This window comes from uncultured Litoreibacter sp. (assembly GCF_947501785.1).
Taxonomy (GTDB): Bacteria; Pseudomonadota; Alphaproteobacteria; order Rhodobacterales; family Rhodobacteraceae; genus Litoreibacter.
This window is the reverse complement of the sequence record NZ_CANMXB010000001.1, coordinates 2,784,945-2,806,776: the sequence shown is the minus strand read 5'-3', so window position 1 is coordinate 2,806,776 and position 21,832 is coordinate 2,784,945. Positions and strand designations below refer to the sequence as shown.

The following is a 21,832-nucleotide window of genomic DNA, read 5'->3' as shown; positions in this document are numbered from 1 at the left end:
GCAACCGCGGCCCTTCGCGATTTCAACATTAATCGCCCGTTCACCTTCGTCATCCATTTTGGCGACGGATTAAGAATCTCCGACGAATGGCCCCATGGACCTTATTGAGCTGCAACAGGATCTGGCGCAGGAACGTCGCCGCAGGCTGGCGGCAGAACGGCTGCTTGAACAAAAGCAGGCGGAGCTGGGCGCCGCCAACCGCCAGCTTTCTGATCACGCACTTTCCCTGTCCGGACAGATTATTGACCAGCGTAAGGTTGTGTCTAACCTGAAAGGCGAAAACAGCCGCGTCAGCGAGGACCTGCACCGCGCGGAAACCCGTGTTGTCGCGGCGGAACGCCTTCTTTGGGCCGCCTTGGAAACCATTCCCGACGGGTTTGCGTTGTTTGGACCGGATTTTCGTTTGATCGCGGCGAACGGCCCATATCTGCGCGTTTTCGAAGAAACGTCAGGCGTTGCGCCGGGCGACAGCTATCAAGCGATACTCGACATTTGCCTGGACGAAGGCCTGGTTGACCTTCAAGGCGAAGACGAAGACGCATGGTATGACTTCATGCTGGACCGCTGGGACACTGACGACATCGCGCCGACAACTTTGCGATTCTGGAACGGCATGTATGTAAAAATGATCGACCGGCGGACATCGGATGGTGGCATAGTGTCCCTCGCACTCAACATCACCGACACGATCGCACGCGAAGAAGAGCTGCGTCTGGCCCGAGACAAGGCACAGGCCGCCGACCGCGCGAAATCTACATTCCTCGCCAAGATGAGCCATGAGCTGCGAACCCCCATGAACGGCGTCGTAGGCATGGCCGACCTCCTGCTTGGGCGGGAACAAGATGACGAAGCCCGGCTCTATACGGAGACCATCCGCAATTCGGGCGACGCCCTGCTTGAGATCATCAATAACATTCTCGACTATTCGAAGCTGGAAGCGGACAAGGTCGAACTCAGACGAGCGCCGTTCGACCTTGAGGCGATGACGCAGGACATCGTGACGCTGGTCGCCCCCTCGCGTCAGGAAAAGCCCATCACGTTGCATTTGGATTATGATGAGGCGCTGCCAAGCTCGTTCATGGGGGATGGCGGCCGCCTGAGGCAAATCATCATCAACCTTGTCGGCAATGCCATAAAATTCACCAAAGCCGGATATGTGGTGCTGCGTATTAGCGGCCAACACTCGGATTCCGAGGAAGGCGTTGCTCTGAACATTTCGGTAGAAGACAGCGGCATCGGCATTCCGGAGGACAAGCGCGACCACATTTTCGGGGAATTCAATCAAATCGAAGATGACGCCAACCGCCAATATGAGGGGACAGGCCTTGGGCTAGCAATCACCAAAAAGCTGATCAGCGTAATGGGCGGCAAGCTGTGTGTTGACAGTATTGAAGGTGAAGGGTCTTGCTTCAGCTTCGAGCTGAACCTGAAGCCTGTCGGCGCAGTTCCAGACAATTCGGCCGTGCCACAGCTGAACCCCGCCTGCCCCGTCCTGATTTGGATTGGCAACCGAATGGATCACCACCTTGTCGAGCAGCAGCTGAGGTCAATGGGTGCGGAAGTCTGGACTGCAATGACCGCATCAGAATTCGACCTCGCGCTGAAGCGCCGTCGCCCGCAGATCGCATTTTGTGCCATAGGCCGGGTGGAAGCGGCCGCAGCAATTCTGGCCAAATCAGATCGACAGATCCCGCTGATTACAGTTGCGACCACGCCAGATGACAAGGCAGATTTGCCCAAGCCATTTATCCGCTCTGACCTGAGAAGCGCGTTGGATGCCGCGATCTGTGACAGGGTGCCAAGCTGCACGGATGAGACGGTTGATCACACGATCCGGGTGCTCGCGGCCGAAGACAACACGACAAACCAACTGGTGCTGACCAAGATGCTTGACGGTTTGAAAATCGACCTCGACATGGTTGGTGATGGTCTGCAGGCGCTCGAATCCTACGAGAGCGCTGCCCCCGACCTCATTTTCCTGGACATCTCAATGCCACACATGGACGGAATGGAAGTTGCCCGCAGGATCCGAAAGCTGGAACTGGACAGCGGAGCACCGCGCACACCGATCGTCGCTATGACAGCGCATGCCCTTGCCGGGGACGAGACCCGAATCCGCGACAGCGGCATCGATCACTACATGACCAAACCTTTGAAGAAGGAATTGCTTTGCGGCCATGTCACAGCCGTCGCCGCCAGCCTTGGCCAATCTAGGACAAAAACCGCGAGCTAAGTTGCATCTTACCCGTTTCTTTGCCGTCCCAGTTGGTAATGGGACCCGTCAGTCGCTTAACAGCCGCCGGATGCGCTGCATCCAGCACCCCGTACTTCACCAACAAGCCCGCAATCGCACATTCTGCCGCCCGGGTGCCGCCATCTACGATTTTGACTGCAATTCCCAGTTCTCGCTCTGGCAGAATGGCCACAAACACCGCCTCGGCGCCGGTCTTAATCGCCACTTTGTGATCCATCGCGCGCATCAGTTCGGTGCAAGCACGCCCTTCGCCTGCCACCAAGTCGGGATGCGCCCGCATCGCATCAACTAGCCTGGCCGCGGCTTTGCCACGTGCAGTGCCATCGTCGCCCTTGGCCATCCGCGCCATGGCCCTCGCAAGACCCGTCAATGTCGTGGCGTGGTTGGGGGCGGAACAGCCGTCAACGCCAAAGCCGGGCGACGTGATACCGGTCATATCTTCATAGGCTTCCAATACGGCGCACTGCACGGGGTGGTCGATCTCAACATATTCTGGCCCAGCTCCCAAATGCTGCCCAAGGGTCAAGAAACCGCTGTGCTTGCCGGAGCAATTGTTGTGGCATCGGCAAGGCGCTTCACCGGCAGTGATCAGTCCATTTCGCGCCGGCAGGTCGGATGGCTCCTGTGGGCCGCAGCGAAACGCATCGTCATCCAGCCCCAACTCGCCCAGCCATGTTTTCACCAGATCAGTATGGATCGCCGCGCCATTATGTGACGCACAGGCCAAGGCAAGTTGCTCTGTCCCCAGCCCAAATGCATCCGCTGCACCGCTTTCAATCAGCGGTAAGGCTTGCAGCATCTTCGACGATGACCGCGGCAACATCACAAGTTCGGGATCGCCCCACATGTCGACCACAGCACCAGAGGTGTCGCAAACCACCGCATGGCCCATATGTTGCGACTCAAGCACTGGGCCACGCCATATTTCGACCATGTTCACAGCCTGTGTCATATGGGCCTCCTGTAAGGGCGAAAATCCGCCAATGGGCCTTCCCCAAAGGCTGGATTTCAGGTTAAACTTTGTCCATCGTTGAGAGTAGTCGCTCAGCCCGGATGATACGAGGCCAAAAAGGCCCAACCGGCGAGCCAGAGGCAGACACAGCTGGAGCTGTAAAAGAATGAAGACATTGTTGAAAAGCGCGGCTATCTCCGCGTCGGTAATGCTCACCACGGGTGCGGCATTTGCACAGGAACAATCCACCAATCGCGTGAACGCCGTCACAGACTGGAGCGTGTTTGTCGAAGATAACCCGACCCAATGCTGGGTCGTCAGCAGCCCCAAGGAAACGGTGAACACCAAAGACGGCCGGGTGGTCGCGGTGAACCGTGGCGACATTTTGATGTTTGTCAGCTATTGGCCGGGTGCGGGCAAGCTGGGCGAGGTCTCCTTCACCGGTGGGTACCCGTTTGCCGACGGCTCTACGGTGACGCTTGATATCAGCGGCAACAAATATGAGCTGTTTACTACCGGTGAAACAGCTTGGGCCGCGTCTTCCGATGACGACAACAAGATCATCACCGCCATGAAACGCGGGGCGGATGCAACCATGTCCGCGCGATCAACACGCGGCACTCAAACGCGCGACAAGTTCTCCTTGCGTGGCTTCACCGCCGCTTTGGAAGACGCTGAAAAGCGCTGCACCAGCTAATATTGCACTACAAACGTCAAAGGGCAGCTGCCAGGCCCTTTGACGATTCATCAACACATCCGGGATAAACCCGGGGGAAACAGGCAGGCCCCAATGAACAACGACACGCAAATTCCTCAGCCGAATTACCGATCCGGCACCCGCCCGGTGTTTCGCCTGTCGGAGGCTGGTTTGACCGTCGGTACGTCAGTTATGACACCCAACGGACAGATTTCTGTGGAGGAGTTGAAAGGCGGTGACCGGGTCCTGACCAAGGACCATGGGTACCAGCAGGTGCGTTGCATCGCCTTTCGCGATGTCGATCTGACCCAGAATGAGGACCAAGCCCCGATCCGACTGCGCGCCGACTGCATCGGACATGAAAGGCCAGTCAGCGACCTTTTCCTTGCCCCCAACCAACGTATTGCCATGCGGCACCCGATGTTCGACTTGATGTTCGGCGCCCGCGAAGTTGTGGCGCGGGCTGGCGATCTGACCCATCTCGCAGGTGTCGATCAAATGCAGGGCTTGCGGGGTATTACGTATGTGATGCTCGGATTCCGCCGACCGCAGATGGTCTTCACAGGAAGCTTGGTGCTGGATCTTGGCGCATCTGATGGACCTCCCCCGCGCCCTGTTCTGTCTTCGGAAGAGGCCAAGTTGGCCTGTTCGATGCTGGCACCGGCACCGGCAAGCCATCTCGAAATAGGTGTGCCGCTGCACTAACCGCTGGTCTTCCCCAGCGGACGGGGTGTTCCTCAGGCCGATTCCCCCCTATATGCCAGCCATCACAGACTGGACCCCGCCATGACCGCCTCTGCACCGATTACCCAAGACGTTCTGACGTTCCCGCGAAAACTGCCGGATGGGCCCGCGAACCTGATCGGGCTGACCCGGGAGCAATTGCGCGAGGCGCTGCTGGCTGCCGGCACGCCAGAAAAGCAGGTCAAGATGCGCGCCAACCAGTTGTGGCAATGGCTCTATCAGAAAGGTGTTCGCGATTTCGAGGAGATGACCAATCTCTCCAAGGATTACCGGGCGACTTTGGCAGAAAATTTCGTGATTGCGTTACCTGAAGTCGTTACCCGCGAACTCAGCGAAGATGGCACCCGCAAGTATCTGGTGCGGATTGCTGGCGGCCATGAGGTGGAGGTCGTGTACATCCCTGAGGAAGGACGTGGGACGCTGTGTGTCTCCAGTCAGGTCGGCTGCACCCTGACATGTTCCTTTTGCCATACCGGCACTCAGAAACTCGTCCGCAACCTGACAGCAGGAGAGATCATAGGTCAGGTGATGCTGGCGCGTGATGATCTGGGAGAGTGGCCGGAACCCGGCCAAGGCCCCGAAGACAAGCCGCGCTTACTGTCCAACATTGTTTTGATGGGCATGGGCGAGCCGCTCTACAATTTTGAAAACGTGCGCGACGCCATGAAAATTGCGATGGACCCGGAAGGCATCTGCCTGAGCCGCCGCCGCATCACCTTGTCGACGTCGGGCGTCGTGCCTGAAATCGCGCGAACTGCACAAGAAATTGGCTGCCTTTTGGCGGTTTCCTTCCACGCCACAACGGACGACGTGCGCGACAAGCTGGTCCCAATCAACAAACGCTGGAACATTGAAGAACTTCTCGAAGCGCTGAAAGAATACCCAAAAGTGTCCAATAGCGAACGGATCACGTTCGAATATGTGATGTTGAAAGGTGTAAACGACAGCGATGAAGACGCGCGGCGCTTGGTCTCGCTGATCAAGGGCATACCTGCCAAGATCAACCTGATCCCGTTCAACGAATGGCCCGGAGCGCCCTACACGCGATCAGATTGGAAGCGCATCAAAGCCTTTGCCGATATCGTACACGACGCCGGTTATGCCTCCCCAATCCGCAAACCGCGGGGCGAGGACATCATGGCCGCGTGCGGCCAACTTAAGTCCGCAACGGAGCGGGCGAGAAAGTCGCGCAAACAGATCGAAGCGGAAGCGGGCATTGGCAACGGCTCGGCCTAGGAAATATTAGCAGGGCCATGCCATCGGAATATGGCGAGAGTTAAGAAAAAGGCGGTGAGAAACTCACCGCCTTTTCTTTATTCTGTGGTCTGGCGTCGCTTAGCTGGAAGCTGCTGCAGCTGCGATCACGAGGAACAGCAGTGGGACGAGGATGCCACCAGCCGAAGAAGACGTTTCAACTTCGATCGGATCTTCGATGATCGGGTCGGACAGGCCGCCCGCAAATGCGGTGGAAGCTGCCAGGGAGAATGCGGTTGCAAGTGCGATTTTTTTCATTTCAAGTTCCTTTAAGATACGCCTGCTGGATCAAGACTATCCGATCCATACACAGGCACCCAAGACTGTATCTCGTCATCTTGTTTAATCAGGTCAGTCCTTTTTTGACAATGGCAGCGCCATAGACACAAGGGTCCGGCGGCTCGTTTGTCGTCAAATAAGCAACACTTGTGTACCGATTCTGGCCTTACCAAATACCTCGGCAATGTGCTCGTTGTAGAGCCCAATACAGCCATTTGACGATTTGCGGCCAATTTTGCGCGTGTCATGCGTCCCGTGGATCCGATAGTAGGTCCAGGTCAGATAGAGCGCGTGGGTGCCCAACGGGTTGTCCGGCCCGGCCGGAACGAAGTCGGGCCATTCCGGGTTCCGCTTTTTCATGGCGGGGGTCGGGCTCCAGGTCGGGCCATTCACTTTCCGCACGACAGATGTTCTTCCGCGGCGCGTTAGATCTTCGGACAGCGGAACGCTGGAAGGGTAGAGTTTGTAGCCACCGTCTTCGGTCCACATGTGCAGCGCGCGGCTCGAGATATCCACGAGGATCGCGCCCTTGTTCAATGTGTTGAAGTAGGGCTGCCACTCCAAAGAGCGGAAACTTGAGATGTTGCGCCGGGCAACTTCCACAGGTTCCTCTATGACAGGCAGGGTCTGCGAGATCGCAGGGGACGCCAACCCGGCAGCGGCGGCGCCAATCAGAAAGCCACGACGGTCAAACGACGAATTCGATTTCTTGCTCATAGTAATAGCCCCACAAATGAGATCACCGCTCTTTTATGGCGTTTTAGCCGCAGTCGCAAATCAAACAATCTTGTGATCGGCCAATTTTTACCGGCCCGTTTGCGCCCCTCGGCGGAACGGTCTAAGGAGAATCGGAAACTTAGGGGTGGCTACAAATGGCACGTATTGTTCTTCTACTCGTTGCATCGTTGTTTGCACTGGCAGCCTGCGAACCCACCGGGCCGTCAATCGGGGCCGATGGCCGCCCTCTGCCGAAAATCTACAGAATTAAGGCGTCCGACACGGCAAAGATCCAGTTCCGCGTCTTGGATTCAGTCAATGCGCTGCGCGCCGGTGCCGGGCAATCGCCGCTGGAGCTTAACAGCCAACTGAATGCCGCAGCCGCAACACATGCGCGCGACATGTCGGTTCAGAACCGGCCTTGGCATTTCGGTTCTGACGGGTCATCGCCGTTGGACCGCGTTGCACGCGCAGGCTACCCCGGCCAGCTGATCGGCGAAAATATCTCTGAAACCTATGAAGACGAGACAGCGACACTTGCCGCATGGATGGACCTTCCTGACACCCGCGATGTCATTTTGTCGCCCCGCGCGCGGAACCTCGGCCTGTCATGGTTTCAGGAAAAGAATGGCAAGATCTGGTGGACACTCGTTACCGGTAGCTAACACGTTGTCCCGCTACGGAAAGATGTCGACTGTCGTCCCGTTTTTGACCATCGCGTAAATCTGACGCATCTCGCGATTTGACACCGCGATGCATCCGGCGGTCCAGTCAGGCCCCCTCGGCCCCACAAGGTTGGGCTGCCCATGAAAGAAGATGTCACCACCCGGCGGCTTACCCAATGCTTTGGCTTCCGCAATGTCACGCGCATTGGGGTAGTTGATGCCAATCGAAAGGTAGAAAGAGCTGTTCGGGTTGCGCCGGTCGATGAAGTATCGCCCTTCCGGGGTCCGGCCGTCACCTTCGAATTGTTTGTCTCCAACCGCGCCAAACCCCAAATCAACATTGTAAGTCTTAAGGATGCGTTTTCCGTGGAACAGATGCATGATCCGTTCCGACTTGAAGACGACAACCCGGGTCACCTCGGGGCCATTGTATTTAATGAATTTATTCTGCCCGCAGGCTGACAAGAATAGAAGCGCGGCCAGCACAACCCCACGAAAAATGACCGAATTCATACCAAACAACCGTCCCTGATTTTTGGCCTGTATACCGCAAATCGCCGCGTTCGGGAATCTTTGAAATGAGCGCCTCGCAGCGCTAACGCGTTTGTGAACGCCCCTCCGACGCCAACAATGCCTGAAGACCCGCCCGGTAATCAGGGTAAATCAGACGAATACCAAGCTCTGACTTTATCAAGTCATTTCGAACTTTCTTTGACTCGGCATAAAAGCTGCGCGCCATTGGCGTCATGTCTGCTGTCTCAAAGTCCACTGCAGGTGGCACGGGCAAGTCGAGCAGCTCAGCCGCGTATTGAATGACATCTTCGGGTGGCGCAGGGTCGTCGTCACACAGGTTGTAGATAGCCCCGGCCCGCGGAGACGTGATGGATGCGGCAAGAACCTGGGCAATGTCTTCAACATGAATGCGGCTAAAAACCTGCCCTTCCTTGATGATGCGGCGGGCAGTTCCATTTCTGACCTTGGAAAAGGGGCCGCGGCCTGGGCCGTAGATACCAGCAAGCCGGAATATGTGCAGCGGAAAGCCTGCCTCGGACGCCAGCAATTGCCACGCGGCTTCCGCCTGGACCCTCAGCTGTCCCCGTTCTGTGCTGGGTGAAAGCGGCGTGCTTTCATCGACCCACCCGCCTTGGTGATCCCCATAGACGCCGGTTGTCGACAGATAGCCCACCCATTTTAGCCGTGGGGCCTGGCGCGCTATGGCACCAGCCATTTTGGCAAGAACCGGGTCACCGTCCTCATTTGGTCCAGCAGAGATCAGAAGGTGCGTCACATCATCAAGCTGAACCTCGGCTTCGCCACCAGGCCAAATCACGGGGCTAACACCTGACAGGCGCAAGGCACCGGCCTTTTCTTCTGTTCTGGTCGTACCAGTGATGCGCCACCCCCCCTGCGGGAGCAGCAGGCGCGTCAGCGCTTTGGCAGAATATCCGTGACCAAAACTGAAAAGATGATCTGTCATCGCAACCTCTCAACTGCCCAGCGCGCTGCGTCGGCTACAGTGTCGTCCTGATCCTGCGTCAGAGCTTGAGCATCAGGCAATAGATCAACGGAGCCAGAATTTCCGATGGCATAGAGCACATTCCGCACGAACCGGTTGCGACCTATGCGCTTGATAGGCGATCCTCTGAACCGCGTCCGGAACGCAGTGTCATCCAGCGCAACCAGGTCTGCCAGGTCTGGCAGAACCAAATCCTCCCGCGCGGCGTATCGCACCTCCTGCGCGTCTTGGGCAAACTTGTTCCACGGGCAAACCGCCAAACAATCGTCGCAACCGTAAATCCGGTTTCCCAGCTTTTCGCGCAGGTCGTGATCCACCGGCCCGTGATGCTCGATCGTGAGGTAGGAAATGCAGCGGCGCGCATCCAGCTGGAACGGTGCAGGAAACGCATCTGTCGGGCAAACATCAAGGCAAGCACGGCAGCTGCCGCAGTTTTCCTGCGCGGCCTCGTCCGGCTCAAGATCAACTGTTGTAAAAATTGCGCCCAGGAAAAACCAGTTTCCGAGATCGCGCGACAACAGGTTGGTGTGTTTGCCTTGCCACCCCAGACCAGCCGCCGCAGCCAGCGGCTTTTCCATGACCGGAGCGGTATCGACAAACACCTTAATTTCGGCGCCGTCGGCCTGATCAATCAGCCATCTGCCAACCCGTTTCAGCCGCTTTTTGACCAGATCGTGGTAGTCGCGATTTCGCGCGTAGACAGAGATGTTGCCCCGTGCCGGATGGGCCAGATTGTCCATCGGATCATGATCGGGCGTGTATGGCTCTGCCAACATCACAACCGATTTCGCCTCGGGCCAAAGCGCCGTTGGATTGCCCCGCCAGGTCTTGCGTTCTTCCATCCAGCCCATCTGGCCGTGACGGCCAGCATCAAGAAACGATTGCAGCCGCCCGACTGTTTCGGGAATTGCGTCAGGCCTGCAGACCCCAAAGGACGCAAACCCCTCCGAAAGCGCCTGATCCTTCAGCCGTGCTTTGAGGCTCAAAAATCAAGATCCGAGTAATGCGGCGGCTGCGGGAACCCTGAAACCTGATCTGCAAGGAGCGACCGGAAGGCAGGGCGCGACTTGATCTTGGCGTACCAATCTTTGACATTGGCATTCCGGTTCCAATCGATGTCCCGAATGTAATCCAGACAGCTGAAATGGGCTGCAGCGGTAAAGTCCGCAAGGCTCATCTGATCGCCAGCCAACCAACGGCGTTGGTCCAGCAGCCACCCCATGTAATCGATGTGGTATTTGATCTTTTGGGCGCCCAGTTTCACATTGCGACTTTCGGGATAGCCTTGCCCCATGATCTTCTTGTTAACCCGCTCATAAAGCAGCTTAGACGTCACTTCATGATGAAACTTGTCGTCGAACCAAAACACAAGGCGGCGCACCTCAGCCCGATCTTCCGGCTTTTTGGGCAGCAGGGGCGGGTCCGGCAGAACCTCTTCAAGATATTCGCAAATTGCCTGACTGTCGCTCAGCGTTTGGCTGTCGATCTTTAGGACGGGCACTTTGCCGGCAGGGTTTCGGCGCATGAACTCAACCGACTCTTCCCAGTAACGTTCCTCGACCAGCTCGACCTCGACCTTCTTTTCGGCGAGCACCAAGCGAACTTTCCGGCAGAACGGGGACAAAGGCACGTGGAACAAGCGGTTCATTGAAAAAATCCGGTCAGATCAGAGGCGTTTATCTGTCATCGCAATCTTGCAGGGGTTTTTCAACCTTCGAAACATGCACTGCGGCCATCTAGGCGGATCGTCTCTGCGCCTGAGTTAATCTGCCGGGCGCGCTTTTTGAGGAACGCTGTCGGGCGTTTTGCAGACCTTCCTTTGGGATTCGGCAGTACCGCCGCCAAAGCCGCAGCCTGACGCGCACTGAGATCTTTGGCGTCGACACCAAAGTACCATGGGGCTGCCGCAGCGACGCCGAAAACGCCTTCGTCAAATTCAGCAATGTTCATATAAACCTCGAGGATACGCCTTTTGGTCCAAATCGCTTCCACCACCGGCGTTAGCGCTGCTTCCATAGCTTTGCGGACGTAATTTCTACCATGCCACAGGAACGTATTCTTGACGGTCTGCTGCGAAACCGTCGACGCACCGCGGCCGCCGCCGTCTTCAAGCGCATCGCGGATCGCCTGCATGTCAAAGCCCCAGTGTTTGCAAAAATTGGCATCTTCCGCGGCCACGATAGCACGGGGCATATGGGGCGAAATATCCTCGAAATCGCGCCACTCCCGACGTATCCCGTCAAGGCGCGCGCTTTCTTGCAATATGTAAATTGTCGTCGGTGGGTTCACAAACGCGTACAGCCCAATCAGCAGAAAAACCGCCGCGATGACACCCAAAAGTGCACGTCCGCCCCACTTGAAAATGAGGTGAGGAACGACCCCGATCCACCAAAAAATCGACCGGTTAGGTTTCTTCTTTTTTGCTGCCTTTGCCACGGGTGGACCCTAGACCGAACCCTTGTCACGTCCAAGTGATCCGTTGGATTTGGCGCATGTTCTCCATTGACCGTGTTGGGCGGAAAGCACAGGTTTGGGGCATGAAAAATCGCATAACCCAAATCGCCGCGCTTGTGCTTGTCACCGTATCTGCAGCCTTTGCGCATAGCGGGGTCAAAGACCCCCAGGTTCTTGCCCGTATGCACGTCATGGGTTTGGTGGCCGACGACATGGAGGACCTTGGTGACATCCTCAAGGGCCAAGCACCATATGATGATCAGTTTGTCCTGGACCGAAGCACGCGCATTCTGGAGCATGCGCGCCAGATTGAGGCCTTGTTCGAGCCAGAGGCGACCGACCCGAAGACAGAGGCGAAGGATACGATCTGGACTGATTGGCCCGGATTCTTGGAAAAGGCACGGGACATGGAGCTGGCGGCACAGGGTCTCACCGAAGTTCAATCGGAGGCTGAGTTCAGGCAAGCGTTCGCCGCGCTTGGCAAAACCTGCTCAGCTTGCCACGCGGACTACCGGATCAAGCTTAACTAGCGGCAGGTCACGCTGCTGACCCGTCCGAACTCATCAATATCGATGGTCAGCCGATCCGGGCTAAAGTCGAAACTTATGGCGTCGCCGGGCCGCAAAATGCGGGTGGCTCTTGGCAAAGTTACGCTCGAAAGCACCGACTCGTTCCGGCCCAGCAGATTCTGAAAGTTCTCCGCGCCGCAGGTCGGCACGCCGTCATATTCCGCCGGATCAGCGTTGGGCTGCCCGCAGGCCGCAAGGAAGCCTGCAGCAAACAGTCCGGCAAATACCGCTCTAGCCACAAATCACCCGTGTAATGATGCCGTCTTCATTGACGTAGAAATTCACGCGGTTGGCGACATATTCTTGGGTCAAAATTGTTCCCGGCTTCACAATCCGCGCGTCGCTGCCCGTTGGAATGGCCACGTCGGACTGAAGCTGGCCAACGAAACCCGCGTAACGATCCAGCTTGCATGTGTCCGGCAGCCGCTCTTCAAGTCCGGAGGTGTTGGTAGGTTCTGTCAAGTCGCCATCAATCGAAGCATCGGTCGTGGGGGCACAGCCGACCAATACCAGAGGAATGATATATCTCAGTTTCATAATCTGCTCCCGCCGTTCAGGATCAAGTGCCGGCCAACTATTCGATTGGCCAATTCGGCACCATAAGACACGTCTTTCGCAGGGGAGTTCAATGCCCAACTACGGCGCAACATGCGAGGGAATTGATTTCGCCACCAGTTTGCAAGATGCTGCCGATGAAAAACATGCATGATTAAGGGATACCCGAGATGCGCACCAAAGCTGCCGTTGCCATAGCCGCTGGAAAGCCGCTGGAGATTATGGAGGTCAACCTCGAGGGGCCAAAGCACGGAGAAGTGCTGGTCGAGATGAAGGCCACTGGTATTTGCCATACGGACGAATTTACCCTGTCCGGTGCCGATCCGGAGGGGCTGTTCCCGGCGATTCTTGGTCATGAAGGCGCAGGGGTTGTCGTTGAGGTTGGCCCTGGCGTTTCTAGTTTGGAGGTCGGCGATCACGTCATTCCGTTGTACACACCTGAGTGTCGCGAATGTGAATATTGCCTCAACCCAAAAACAAACTTGTGCCAAAAGATCAGGTCCACCCAAGGGGCTGGTTTAATGCCTGACGGGACCTCTCGTTTCTCAATGCTCGATGGTACACCGATTTTGCACTACATGGGCTGTTCGACATTCGCCAACCACTCCGTTGTGCCTGAAATTGCTTTGGCGAAGGTCCGCAAGGACGCGCCATTTGACAAGATTTGCTACATTGGCTGCGGCGTAACCACCGGGATCGGCGCGGTCATCAATACCGCCAAAGTTGAAATCGGATCGCGCGCGATTGTCTTTGGCCTCGGCGGCATTGGTTTGAATGTGGTGCAAGGGCTGCGCCTGGCCGGGGCTGATCAAATTGTCGGCGTTGATATCAATGCAAGCAAAGTGGACATGGCCAAGAAATTCGGCATGACCGACTTTGTGAACCCAACCGAGGTAGACGGCGATCTGGTGGCCCATCTGGTGGAGCTTACCGGCGGCGGTGGTGACTACACGTTCGACGCAACCGGCAATGTCGGTGTGATGCGCACCGCGCTCGAGTCAGCTCATAAGGGCTGGGGCGAAAGTGTTATCATTGGCGTGGCTCCTGCTGGTGCAGAGATTTCGACGCGGCCGTTCCAGCTGGTGACCGGGCGCGTGTGGCGCGGCACGGCATTTGGCGGCGCTTCAGGCCGCACGGACGTTCCCAAAATTGTCGATTGGTACATGGACGGCAAAATCGAGATCGACCCGATGATCACCCACACCATGGGGTTGGATGACATCAACAAGGGGTTCGACCTGATGCATGCAGGCGAATCCATCCGTTCGGTCGTGCTGTATTAATCAGACGCCGTAGCGCGCCAAAAACGTATCGACCGCGGCTTCAATGACGCGGTCGATTTCATTTTGGTCGGGTGTTTCAATCAGGTTGAACACCATCTTCACGAAGACATCGGCCTTCATCAAAGCTTCAAATTGCTGGGCGGCCATGCGGACATCATCGATCTTCAGCTCGCCTCGCGCCACAGCTTCATTGAAATATGCGCTGAGCCGGTCTTCCATCAGCTGCGGGCCGGACATGTAGAATTCTTGCCCCAGCTCCGGGAAGCGATCCGACTCGGCCACGCAAATGCGGAAAATGCGATGCGCAAAGCTGGATGTCAGAAATTCCATCATGCTTTTGGAAATCGCCGTCAGCATCTCGCGAACGGGCAGGTCGGATTGTTCAACCTGTAACGCGCGGTCCGCCTGACGCGCGCATTCCTCTTTCGCGACCTCAACGAAGAGGACACGTTTGTCAGGGAAATAGCTGTAGAGCGTGGCCTTTGATACGCCCGCCTCTTTCGCGATGAGGTCAACGCTGGCCCCCTCAAACCCTTCGGCGAGAAACACTTTACGGGCGCCGGCAACGACTTGGTCGTATTTTCGGCCGCGTTTTATTTCAGGTGCGGTTCCGTCCAAGGGGGTGCCTCCAGAGGGTAAATTCAGTCCTAACTTAGACGGAACGGTTCAGTTCCATCAAGCCTGTCGATTACTTGGTAGGTAAAATAGTGGTGGGGGCGGACCGGGATCCGCCCCCAAAACCCGGAGTTTCCCTCGGGTTAGTCGTCCGAGCGAGCCTTCATCTTGGTCAGCTCGTCGCGGGAAAATGTGCCACAGTCTTCGGTCGCCACGCCGGCTGATTTCTCAAGCTGCGTGCATGTGGTCAGCGGTGTTTGTGCAGCACGGGTCGGCACTTCGGTTTGTGTCGCGAACTGCAGGTGGTGCGGCTGATAGTTGAATGCGGTGCCTGCCAACGTTGGGGTGGCGGACAGGAATGCAGCGGTGCCAGCTGCAAGAAAAAGGGCGGTGCGGTAGGTCATTGGGTGTCTCCTAAAAAGTAAACCGTTCTGTTCATATTTTGGTAACTAAACCGAGTCGTTCAGTTTTTCAAGGTAAAAATGAACTGTTCGGTTCATTTTTTTCTCAACCTGCCTCAACCGCCTTAAAAACAAGGTGTTCAATTCGATAGCGCGCGCGCAAAGACGCTGCTAACGTGCCGCCAATGCTGGAGATTTTCTATAAAACCCTGCCGTTCTTTGCGCTGATTGCCGTCGGCTACTGGGCAGGGCGCACCAAGTTTTTCAGCGAGGAGGCGACCGCCTATCTGACGAAATTCGTCTTCTACTTCGCCCTTTCGGCCATGTTGTTCCGTTTTTCCGCCAACCTGTCCCTGCGGGATGTCTACGATCTTCCTTTTGTGCTGGCCTACTTTTGGGGCACGGCATTCGTGTATCTGATTGCGACCGGCGTTTCTCTGATCCGGCGGCTTCCCGTTGAACAGGTTGCAATCGAAGCCCAATGCGCGGTGATCGGCAATGTGGGATTCCTGGGCATACCGATGCTCGCGCTGTTGATGGGCGAGGCCGCCGTCGGGCCCATCATGTTGATCCTGGCCGTAGACCTGATCTTTTTTGGCAGCCTGGTGGTGATTTTGATCACCGGGTCGCGCGACGGGCGGGTGTCGCCTGCGATCCTGAAAACAGTTGGCCTTGGGCTGATAAAGAATCCGATGATCGTTTCAATTGTCCTTGGGTTCGCATGGTCCGCGTTCGCGATACCGATCCCCGGTCCAATGAATGAATTTCTCAGCATCCTAGGTGGCGCGGCCACGCCAGGTGCTTTGTTTGCCATTGGTGCATCGCTGGCCTCCAAATCGGCGGAACGGATCGAGGTCGCCGGATGGTTGAGTTTCTGCAAGCTCGTTCTGCATCCTGCAGCCGTCGCGTTTGCGGCTCTCATGGTGTTCCAGGTGGATAGATACGCGGCGGCCGTGATGATTGCGGCCTCAGCCTTGCCGGTCGCGGGCAATGTCTACATCATCGCGCAGCATTACAGCGTCGCGCCTCAGCGGGTGTCCGCAAGCATTCTCATTTCAACGGTCATCAGCATCGTGACCGTTTCCCTTGTCATAAGCTGGGTCGCCGTTTAGCCCTAAACCAAATCGCTAAGGAAAAATCGATGGAAACCGTTTCGGAAAATGCGTGCTTCGGGGGCACCCAAGGGGTCTATACCCATGCCTCGAAATCCACGGGCTGCGACATGACGTTCGCGGTGTTTCTCCCGCAGGAGGCACGCGACGGACCAGTGCCGGTGGTGTGGTACCTGTCGGGACTGACCTGCACGCATGAAAACGCGATGACCAAAGCCGGCGCGCAGGCCTGGGCGGCCGAGCACGGGTTGGCGTTGATTTTTCCTGACACCTCCCCACGCGGCGATGATGTCGCCAATGACGACGCCTATGATCTTGGCCAAGGCGCAGGGTTTTATGTGAACGCAACGCAGGATCCATGGGCGCCCCACTTTCAGATGTATGACTACATCACCAAGGATCTGACCGAATTGGTCTTCGCTGAGTTTCCACTCGACCAGAGCCGCCAAGCCATCACCGGTCACTCCATGGGCGGTCATGGCGCATTGACGATTGCGATGAAGGAAAGAGGGCGCTTCGCATCCGTGTCTGCCTTCTCGCCCATTTGTAACCCGACAGCGTCGGACTGGGGCAAGAAGCAGCTGGGCGCGTATCTGGGCGATGATGAAACCAACTGGGTGGACCATGACGCCACGCTGTTGATGCTGAAGGATGGCTTCGACGGGCCTATCCTCGTTGATACTGGCACCAAGGATCAGTTCATCGACCTGCTGATGCCGGAATCCTTTGCCGCTGCGGTATCCACCATACGCCAGCAAGCGATAATCCGGTACCAACCGGGCTACGATCATTCCTATTTCTTCGTTTCCTCCTTCATGGAAGACCACATGAACTTCCATGCCGAGGCGCTATACGCATGACCATCAAAGCGGTGATCTTTGACATTGGCAACGTGCTGATCGAATGGCAGCCTGAGCGGCATTATGACCGCTGGATCGGCGAAGAACGTCGCAAGCAGATGTTCGAGGCCGTCGATCTCCATGCCATGAATGACCGTATCGACAGCGGCGAAAACTGGCGGGACGTCATCTACGAAACAGCGGACCAATACCCCGAATGGCGTGAGGAGATCATCGGCTGGCATCAGAACTGGATCGCGCTTGCCTCCCCCGTCATTGGTCATTCCGTACATCTGCTCAGGGCGCTGCGCACCAAGGACATCCCGGTCTTCACCCTGACCAATTTCGGTATTGAGAGCTTCGACTACGCGGAAACGATCTATGCGTTCCTGTCGGAATTCGACCGTCGCTACATCTCTGGCCATATGAAGGTCATCAAACCGGATCCGCGCATCTACGAAATGGTCGAACAGGATTGTAAGATCGAGCCTTCTTCTTTGCTGTTTGCCGACGACCGGGTCGACAATGTCAAAGCCGCCGAAGCGCGCGGTTGGAACGCGCATCTGTTTGAAAGCCCGCAAGGCTGGGCAGACTGTTTGATCGCGAACGGGTTGCTCACGAAAGAAGAGGCCGCCTTTTGACCGCTCCAATTATCTCCTTTGACGACGCGGACCCGCTGTTGAATTGGGCGGCACTTACGGACGCATTGGCGAAAGGGCACACATTTCCCAAGGCAGAAATTGGGGACACGTTTTTGTACCGCAAGCCCGATACATTGCTGTCGCGCGCGGCATGGATAGATGGGTTGGGGCAGGCGGTAAAAACGGCGACGGTGTTTCCTGAAAACGCCAAGCATGGACTGCCCAATATCCACGGCTCGGTCAGCCTGTTCTCGGACGAGACTGGCCAGCTGGATGCCATGATTGATTTCCACCTGGTGACAAAATGGAAAACGGCTGGTGACAGTCTGTTCGCCGCAAAACAGCTGGCCCGGCCTAACAGCAACGCCATCCTTTTGGTGGGGGCGGGAACAGTCGCTGCCAACATGGTCAGCGCCTACCGGTCTCATTGGCCGAATGCCGAAGTGACCGTTTGGACACGCAATGCGGACAAAGGGCAAAGCTTTGCCAACGCGCACAGCGTTGCATTCGAGCCGGACCTGCAGGCCGCCGTGACGCGTGCCGACATCATTTGTTGCGCCACTATGACGACCGAACCCGTGATCAACGGAGCATGGCTTCAGCCCGGCCAGCACCTTGACCTGATCGGCGCGTATCGTCCCGATATGCGGGAAGTGGACGATGTCGCCCTGCAACGCGCGCGGTTGTTTGTCGACAGCCGCGACACCACGCTGGACCATATAGGAGAGCTCAAAATTCCGCTGGCTACAGGGGCAATCACGCCCGCAGACGTTATCGCATCTTTCTACGAGCCCGACGATTTTGTGCGGCGCTCTGACGAAGAAATCACCATTGCCAAAAACGGCGGCGGCGCGCATCTGGACTTGATGACAAGCCGCTACATTCTGGACGCATGGAGCCAAAGATGACTTGGGTTTTGTTATTGCTAATCATTGTCGGCCTGGCCGCCGCACCCGTCATTGCAGAGCGGCTGCGCAAGCCTATGGATGGCGCTGCGCGCAACAGTGCGCCCGGCGAATTCTTCGCTCTGACGGATGGCACCACCCATGTCCATTACCGCGGGCCGGTCCGCGGACCCCTGATCGTTGCCGTTCACGGGTTGACCACTTCTGAATATGTTTGGGACGATATTGCCGCCGACCTGAACGATGTGGGCTTCCGGTTTGTCAGCTATGATCTGTATGGGCGGGGGTATTCGGACAGGCCCTCAGCCCCCCAGGATGAGGCCTTTTTCGTTAGGCAGCTTGAGGAAGTATTGGCAGAGGCCGGCAATCCGGAAAGCGTGATTTTGATGGGTTACTCTATGGGTGCCAGCATCTCGGTCGCGTATGCGGCGAAGCATCCCGACAAGGTGGAGAAGCTGATCCTGATCGCCCCGGCTGGCATGTCTGACACCGTGGACGGGCACGAGAAATTCCTGCGTGACACGCCGATGATAGGCGATTGGGTTGTACGGGTGCTGGGCGCGCGGTCCCGCAGGAAACGTCATGCCGCCACCCGAGAGACCGATCCGAAACGCGTAGAATTTTCTCGCAAACAGCTGGCCGAATCCGACTACCGCGGCTTCCTGCCGGCGGTGTTGTCCAGCGGCAGGCATATGTTGAAGCAAAACCAGGCCGACAAACACCGGACATTGGAAGAAGAGCGGGTGCCGACTTTTGCGGTTTGGGGTGAGGGCGACACCGTTATTCCTTTGACCGCCCTTGGTGACATGACCCAAGCGAACCGCGCGGTTGTGCATGAAACGGTCGCCGGGGCCGATCACGGGCTGCCCTATACCCACCCCAGGCAGGTCGCATCCGCCATCAAGGGGTTTTTGCTGGAAGGTTAGGCTGCCGCCAGCTCGACCCGCTTTTCGCGCACTGGCAGATGCACGATTGCGCTGAAGGCGCCGACGCCGATGCCGACCCACCAGACCATGGTGTAGTCGCCGGTTGCGTCATACAATCTGCCGCCGAGCCAGACGCCAAGGAACGACCCCAGCTGGTGCGAGAAGAAGACGATGCCGTAGAGCGTGCCCATGTAGCGCAGCCCGTAAATGTGGGCGACCAGACCGCTGGTGAGCGGCACCGTGGCAAGCCAGAGCGATCCCATGGCGAGGCTGAAGATGATCACCGTTGTCGGCGTCATCGGCACCATGATGAACCACAAAGCAACCAGCGTTCGGCCGGTGTAAATGCCTGCCAATAAATACTTTTTTGTGTACTTCTTGCCCAGATAGCCCGCCAGAATTGTGCCGCCGATATTGGCCAACCCGATCAGCGATATTGCAAGCGCGCCGAGGCCCGAGGTGGTAGTGATGCCCATGCCCGCCAGCACGCCTCCGGCGGCGATGGGGCCGCAGACCTCGGTGATGAAGGCCGGGAAATGGGCGGTGATGAACGCAAGCTGGTAGCCGCAGGAGAAGAAGCCGAGAAAGATCATCGTGTAGGACGGGTCTTTGAAAGCGCGTTTCAGGACGGTGCCCAGGCTTTCCTCAAGCTCTTGTTTTGACGCCATTTTTGGGGCGCGCATCATGGGCAATGCGAAGAGGGAGGCGAGCATGACGCCTGCGAAAATGATGAAAACGGTTTGCCAGGGGAAGAAGCCCAAAAGCAGCTCGGCGGCGGGCGCACCGATGACCTGACCGGCGGACCCGGCGGCCGTTGCGATGCCCAGCGACATGGACCGGTTTTCGTCGGATGATGCGCGGCCAACGATGGCGAGAATGACCCCGAACCCTGTGCCCGCGATCCCGAATCCTACAAGGATTTCAAGGAGTTGATGGCCGCCGGGCGTGGTGGCGAAGGATGACAGGATCAACCCAGCCGCATACATTAACGCACCCAGAACGATGGCCTTGCGGTCGCCCATTTTCTCGGCGATCGCGCCAAATATGGGCTGGCCGATGCCCCAGGCGAGGTTTTGGATCGCAATCGCCAGCGAAAACTCGGCGCGGGGCCAGCCGAATTCTTCGGCGATGGGGATCTGAAACACCCCAAAGCTGGCGCGGATGGCGAAACCGAGCATCATGATGATGCAGCCCGCGATCAGGACGGGCGTAAAAATCGGCGTGCGGTCTTGTGTCATTTCGCGACGGTCGTGGAAATTTCGACGCGGGTCAATTCAGCAATGTTGCGGTTGGGGATCACTGTTTCTAATGATGGCGCGGATATGCTCTTACAAGACACATATGAATCCCGCGTTAAGTCGGGAGATTTAACCGAAGATCTGGCGCAGGTCGCCGCGATCCCATTGCTCGATGCCGTGCTGACGGAGATGGGCAACACCACCAGCAAGAAGAAGTTTCTGGGACTGTTCGGAAGTGACCAGGTGCCCGTGCGTGGCCTTTATCTTTGGGGCGGGGTGGGTCGGGGTAAGTCCATGTTAATGGACCTCTTTTTCGAGGTGGCACCAGAGAAGCGCAAGCGCCGGGTGCATTTTCACGCCTTCATGCAAGAGATCCACGCCGCGATGAACGAGGCCCGCAAAAAAGGTGTAGACGACGCGATTGCGCCTGTTGCGGAGGACCTGGCAAGGGACGTCAGGTTGCTGTGTTTTGACGAGATGCAGATCACCGATATTACCGATGCGATGATCGTCGGACGCCTGTTTCAAAAGCTGTTTGCGGCGGGTGTGGTGGTGGTGGCGACGTCGAACCGGGTGCCGGATGATTTGTACAAGGACGGGCTGAACCGGGACCTGTTTTTGCCGTTTATCGAGCTGATCAAGGATCGGCTTTTGGTGCATGAATTGGCCAGCGAAACCGACTACCGCCAAGACCGGTTGGCGGGGGAAAAAGTCTATTTTTCCCCTGCAAATTCAGAGGCTAAGCAAGCTGTTGAGGGGATTTGGGCTGGGCTTGCCGGAGATGATATTGCACCGCTCAATCTGAAGGTGAAAAGCCGCGATGTGGTGCTGCCTGCGTTCAGCAATGGGGTGGCGCGGGCAGATTTCTATTCGCTGTGCGGCACGGCTTTGGGAGCCGCAGATTACCTGGCGATTGCGGATGCGGTCCGGGTTTTGATCCTGGAGGATATCCCTTTGTTATCGCGCAATAATTTTAACGAAGCGAAGCGCTTTGTGACGCTGGTTGATGCGCTTTACGAGGCGCGTGTCGCCCTGATTTGCACCGCTGCAGACACGCCGGAACGGCTGTATCTGGAGGGCGAAGGCGTGTTTGAATTTGAGCGCACCGCGTCGCGATTACGCGAGATGCAAAGCGCCGACTGGGTGGCGCGTTAACCCCAAATCCCGCGTACACACCCTGTACACACCGCGTACACAGCCCGTCGTGACAGCGTGC

Annotated in this window: 26 protein-coding genes; 13 read left to right on the top strand and 13 right to left on the bottom strand. The window is 57.1% G+C overall.

Annotation, left to right across the window (positions count from 1 at the left end):
• Positions 1 to 94 precede the first annotated feature (94 nt).
• Positions 95 to 2,233 (top strand): ATP-binding protein, encoded by a 2,139-nt coding sequence (locus tag Q0899_RS13955; protein ID WP_299193539.1) that lies wholly within the window; start codon positions 95 to 97, stop codon positions 2,231 to 2,233.
• Here the strand turns inward: Q0899_RS13955 and Q0899_RS13950 are convergent.
• The gene (locus Q0899_RS13950) at positions 2,211 to 3,206 is read right to left on the bottom strand and encodes an asparaginase (protein ID WP_299193537.1); all 996 of its coding nucleotides are present in this window, start codon (positions 3,204 to 3,206) and stop codon (positions 2,211 to 2,213) included. The genes Q0899_RS13955 and Q0899_RS13950 overlap by 23 nt on opposite strands.
• Positions 3,207 to 3,372: 166 nt before the next feature.
• On the opposite strand from Q0899_RS13950, the gene Q0899_RS13945 reads away from it, so the two are divergent.
• The 3 genes from Q0899_RS13945 (at position 3,373) to rlmN (ending at position 5,883) form a co-directional block, all read left to right on the top strand.
• Positions 3,373 to 3,903 (top strand): invasion associated locus B family protein, encoded by a 531-nt coding sequence (locus tag Q0899_RS13945; RefSeq protein ID WP_298294962.1) that lies wholly within the window; start codon positions 3,373 to 3,375, stop codon positions 3,901 to 3,903.
• A 93-nt stretch (positions 3,904 to 3,996) separates the two neighbouring features.
• Entirely contained in the window at positions 3,997 to 4,608 is a 612-nt protein-coding gene (locus Q0899_RS13940) for a Hint domain-containing protein (protein WP_298294960.1), read from the top strand.
• 81 nt (positions 4,609 to 4,689) lie between these two features.
• Positions 4,690 to 5,883 carry a 23S rRNA (adenine(2503)-C(2))-methyltransferase RlmN gene (gene rlmN / locus Q0899_RS13935; protein ID WP_298294958.1) on the top strand — a complete coding sequence of 398 codons (1,194 nt, stop codon included), beginning with the start codon at positions 4,690 to 4,692 and terminating at the stop codon, positions 5,881 to 5,883.
• A 99-nt stretch (positions 5,884 to 5,982) separates the two neighbouring features.
• Here the strand turns inward: rlmN and Q0899_RS13930 are convergent, their stop codons facing one another.
• Both Q0899_RS13930 and Q0899_RS13925 read right to left on the bottom strand, forming a co-directional pair.
• Positions 5,983 to 6,159 carry a hypothetical protein gene (locus tag Q0899_RS13930; RefSeq protein WP_298294956.1) on the bottom strand — a complete coding sequence of 59 codons (177 nt, stop codon included), beginning with the start codon at positions 6,157 to 6,159 and terminating at the stop codon, positions 5,983 to 5,985.
• 153 nt (positions 6,160 to 6,312) lie between these two features.
• Positions 6,313 to 6,897, bottom strand: a complete 585-nt coding sequence (locus Q0899_RS13925; RefSeq protein ID WP_298294954.1) for a L,D-transpeptidase — start codon at positions 6,895 to 6,897, stop codon at positions 6,313 to 6,315.
• Between the two features lie 155 nt (positions 6,898 to 7,052).
• On the opposite strand from Q0899_RS13925, the gene Q0899_RS13920 reads away from it, so the two are divergent.
• Complete coding sequence (locus tag Q0899_RS13920) at positions 7,053 to 7,562, top strand: CAP domain-containing protein (protein ID WP_298294952.1); 510 nt, start codon at positions 7,053 to 7,055, stop codon at positions 7,560 to 7,562.
• Positions 7,563 to 7,574: 12 nt separating this feature from the next.
• On the opposite strand, the gene Q0899_RS13915 is transcribed toward Q0899_RS13920, so the two are convergent.
• The 5 genes from Q0899_RS13915 to mtgA form a co-directional block, all read right to left on the bottom strand.
• The gene (locus tag Q0899_RS13915; protein WP_299193533.1) at positions 7,575 to 8,075 is read right to left on the bottom strand and encodes a L,D-transpeptidase family protein; all 501 of its coding nucleotides are present in this window, start codon (positions 8,073 to 8,075) and stop codon (positions 7,575 to 7,577) included.
• Between the two features lie 82 nt (positions 8,076 to 8,157).
• On the bottom strand, positions 8,158 to 9,039 hold the full coding sequence (locus tag Q0899_RS13910; RefSeq protein WP_299193531.1) for an SDR family oxidoreductase: 882 nt from the start codon (positions 9,037 to 9,039) through the stop codon (positions 8,158 to 8,160).
• Complete coding sequence (queG, locus tag Q0899_RS13905) at positions 9,036 to 10,064, bottom strand: tRNA epoxyqueuosine(34) reductase QueG (protein ID WP_299193529.1); 1,029 nt, start codon at positions 10,062 to 10,064, stop codon at positions 9,036 to 9,038. Before queG ends, Q0899_RS13910 begins: the two co-directional genes overlap by 4 nt.
• Entirely contained in the window at positions 10,061 to 10,726 is a 666-nt protein-coding gene (locus tag Q0899_RS13900) for a glutathione S-transferase family protein (protein ID WP_298294944.1), read from the bottom strand. Before Q0899_RS13900 ends, queG begins: the two co-directional genes overlap by 4 nt.
• Positions 10,727 to 10,785: 59 nt before the next feature.
• Positions 10,786 to 11,514 (bottom strand): monofunctional biosynthetic peptidoglycan transglycosylase, encoded by a 729-nt coding sequence (gene mtgA, locus Q0899_RS13895; protein WP_299193527.1) that lies wholly within the window; start codon positions 11,512 to 11,514, stop codon positions 10,786 to 10,788.
• Positions 11,515 to 11,615: 101 nt separating this feature from the next.
• Here mtgA and Q0899_RS13890 point away from each other — a divergent pair, with 101 nt between their 5' ends.
• The gene (locus Q0899_RS13890; protein ID WP_299193525.1) at positions 11,616 to 12,062 is read left to right on the top strand and encodes a cytochrome c; all 447 of its coding nucleotides are present in this window, start codon (positions 11,616 to 11,618) and stop codon (positions 12,060 to 12,062) included.
• On the opposite strand, the gene Q0899_RS13885 is transcribed toward Q0899_RS13890, so the two are convergent.
• Both Q0899_RS13885 and Q0899_RS13880 read right to left on the bottom strand, forming a co-directional pair.
• A complete protein-coding gene (locus tag Q0899_RS13885) occupies positions 12,059 to 12,340 on the bottom strand; it encodes an I78 family peptidase inhibitor (protein WP_298294939.1) in 282 nt (93 codons plus the stop codon). The genes Q0899_RS13890 and Q0899_RS13885 overlap by 4 nt on opposite strands.
• Positions 12,333 to 12,638, bottom strand: a complete 306-nt coding sequence (locus Q0899_RS13880) for an I78 family peptidase inhibitor (protein WP_298294937.1) — start codon at positions 12,636 to 12,638, stop codon at positions 12,333 to 12,335. Before Q0899_RS13880 ends, Q0899_RS13885 begins: the two co-directional genes overlap by 8 nt.
• A gap of 188 nt (positions 12,639 to 12,826) precedes the next feature.
• Between Q0899_RS13880 and Q0899_RS13875 the strand changes: the two genes are divergently transcribed.
• Positions 12,827 to 13,939 (top strand): S-(hydroxymethyl)glutathione dehydrogenase/class III alcohol dehydrogenase, encoded by a 1,113-nt coding sequence (locus Q0899_RS13875; RefSeq protein WP_298294935.1) that lies wholly within the window; start codon positions 12,827 to 12,829, stop codon positions 13,937 to 13,939.
• Here Q0899_RS13875 and Q0899_RS13870 read toward each other — a convergent pair whose 3' ends face one another.
• Positions 13,940 to 14,557: a TetR/AcrR family transcriptional regulator gene (locus tag Q0899_RS13870; RefSeq protein ID WP_298294934.1), complete on the bottom strand. Its 618-nt coding sequence runs from the start codon at positions 14,555 to 14,557 to the stop codon at positions 13,940 to 13,942.
• Positions 14,558 to 14,697: 140 nt separating this feature from the next.
• On the bottom strand, positions 14,698 to 14,958 hold the full coding sequence (locus tag Q0899_RS13865) for a hypothetical protein (protein WP_298294932.1): 261 nt from the start codon (positions 14,956 to 14,958) through the stop codon (positions 14,698 to 14,700).
• Positions 14,959 to 15,140: 182 nt separating this feature from the next.
• On the opposite strand from Q0899_RS13865, the gene Q0899_RS13860 reads away from it, so the two are divergent.
• The 5 genes from Q0899_RS13860 to Q0899_RS13840 are packed head-to-tail and all read left to right on the top strand — an operon-like array spanning position 15,141 to position 19,378.
• Positions 15,141 to 16,067, top strand: a complete 927-nt coding sequence (locus tag Q0899_RS13860) for an AEC family transporter (protein ID WP_298294931.1) — start codon at positions 15,141 to 15,143, stop codon at positions 16,065 to 16,067.
• Positions 16,068 to 16,096: 29 nt separating this feature from the next.
• On the top strand, positions 16,097 to 16,927 hold the full coding sequence (fghA, locus tag Q0899_RS13855) for an S-formylglutathione hydrolase (RefSeq protein ID WP_299193521.1): 831 nt from the start codon (positions 16,097 to 16,099) through the stop codon (positions 16,925 to 16,927).
• Positions 16,924 to 17,547 carry an HAD family phosphatase gene (locus tag Q0899_RS13850; RefSeq protein WP_299193519.1) on the top strand — a complete coding sequence of 208 codons (624 nt, stop codon included), beginning with the start codon at positions 16,924 to 16,926 and terminating at the stop codon, positions 17,545 to 17,547. Before fghA ends, Q0899_RS13850 begins: the two co-directional genes overlap by 4 nt.
• Entirely contained in the window at positions 17,544 to 18,455 is a 912-nt protein-coding gene (locus tag Q0899_RS13845; protein WP_299193517.1) for an ornithine cyclodeaminase, read from the top strand. Before Q0899_RS13850 ends, Q0899_RS13845 begins: the two co-directional genes overlap by 4 nt.
• Positions 18,452 to 19,378: an alpha/beta hydrolase gene (locus Q0899_RS13840; RefSeq protein ID WP_299193515.1), complete on the top strand. Its 927-nt coding sequence runs from the start codon at positions 18,452 to 18,454 to the stop codon at positions 19,376 to 19,378. The genes Q0899_RS13845 and Q0899_RS13840 overlap by 4 nt, the downstream gene beginning before the upstream one ends.
• On the opposite strand, the gene Q0899_RS13835 is transcribed toward Q0899_RS13840, so the two are convergent.
• Positions 19,375 to 20,616 carry an MFS transporter gene (locus Q0899_RS13835; RefSeq protein ID WP_298361115.1) on the bottom strand — a complete coding sequence of 414 codons (1,242 nt, stop codon included), beginning with the start codon at positions 20,614 to 20,616 and terminating at the stop codon, positions 19,375 to 19,377. The two genes, Q0899_RS13840 and Q0899_RS13835, sit on opposite strands and share 4 nt — an antisense overlap.
• 84 nt (positions 20,617 to 20,700) lie before the next feature.
• Between Q0899_RS13835 and zapE the strand changes: the two genes are divergently transcribed.
• A complete protein-coding gene (zapE, locus tag Q0899_RS13830; RefSeq protein WP_298361113.1) occupies positions 20,701 to 21,771 on the top strand; it encodes a cell division protein ZapE in 1,071 nt (356 codons plus the stop codon).
• Positions 21,772 to 21,832 lie beyond the last annotated feature (61 nt).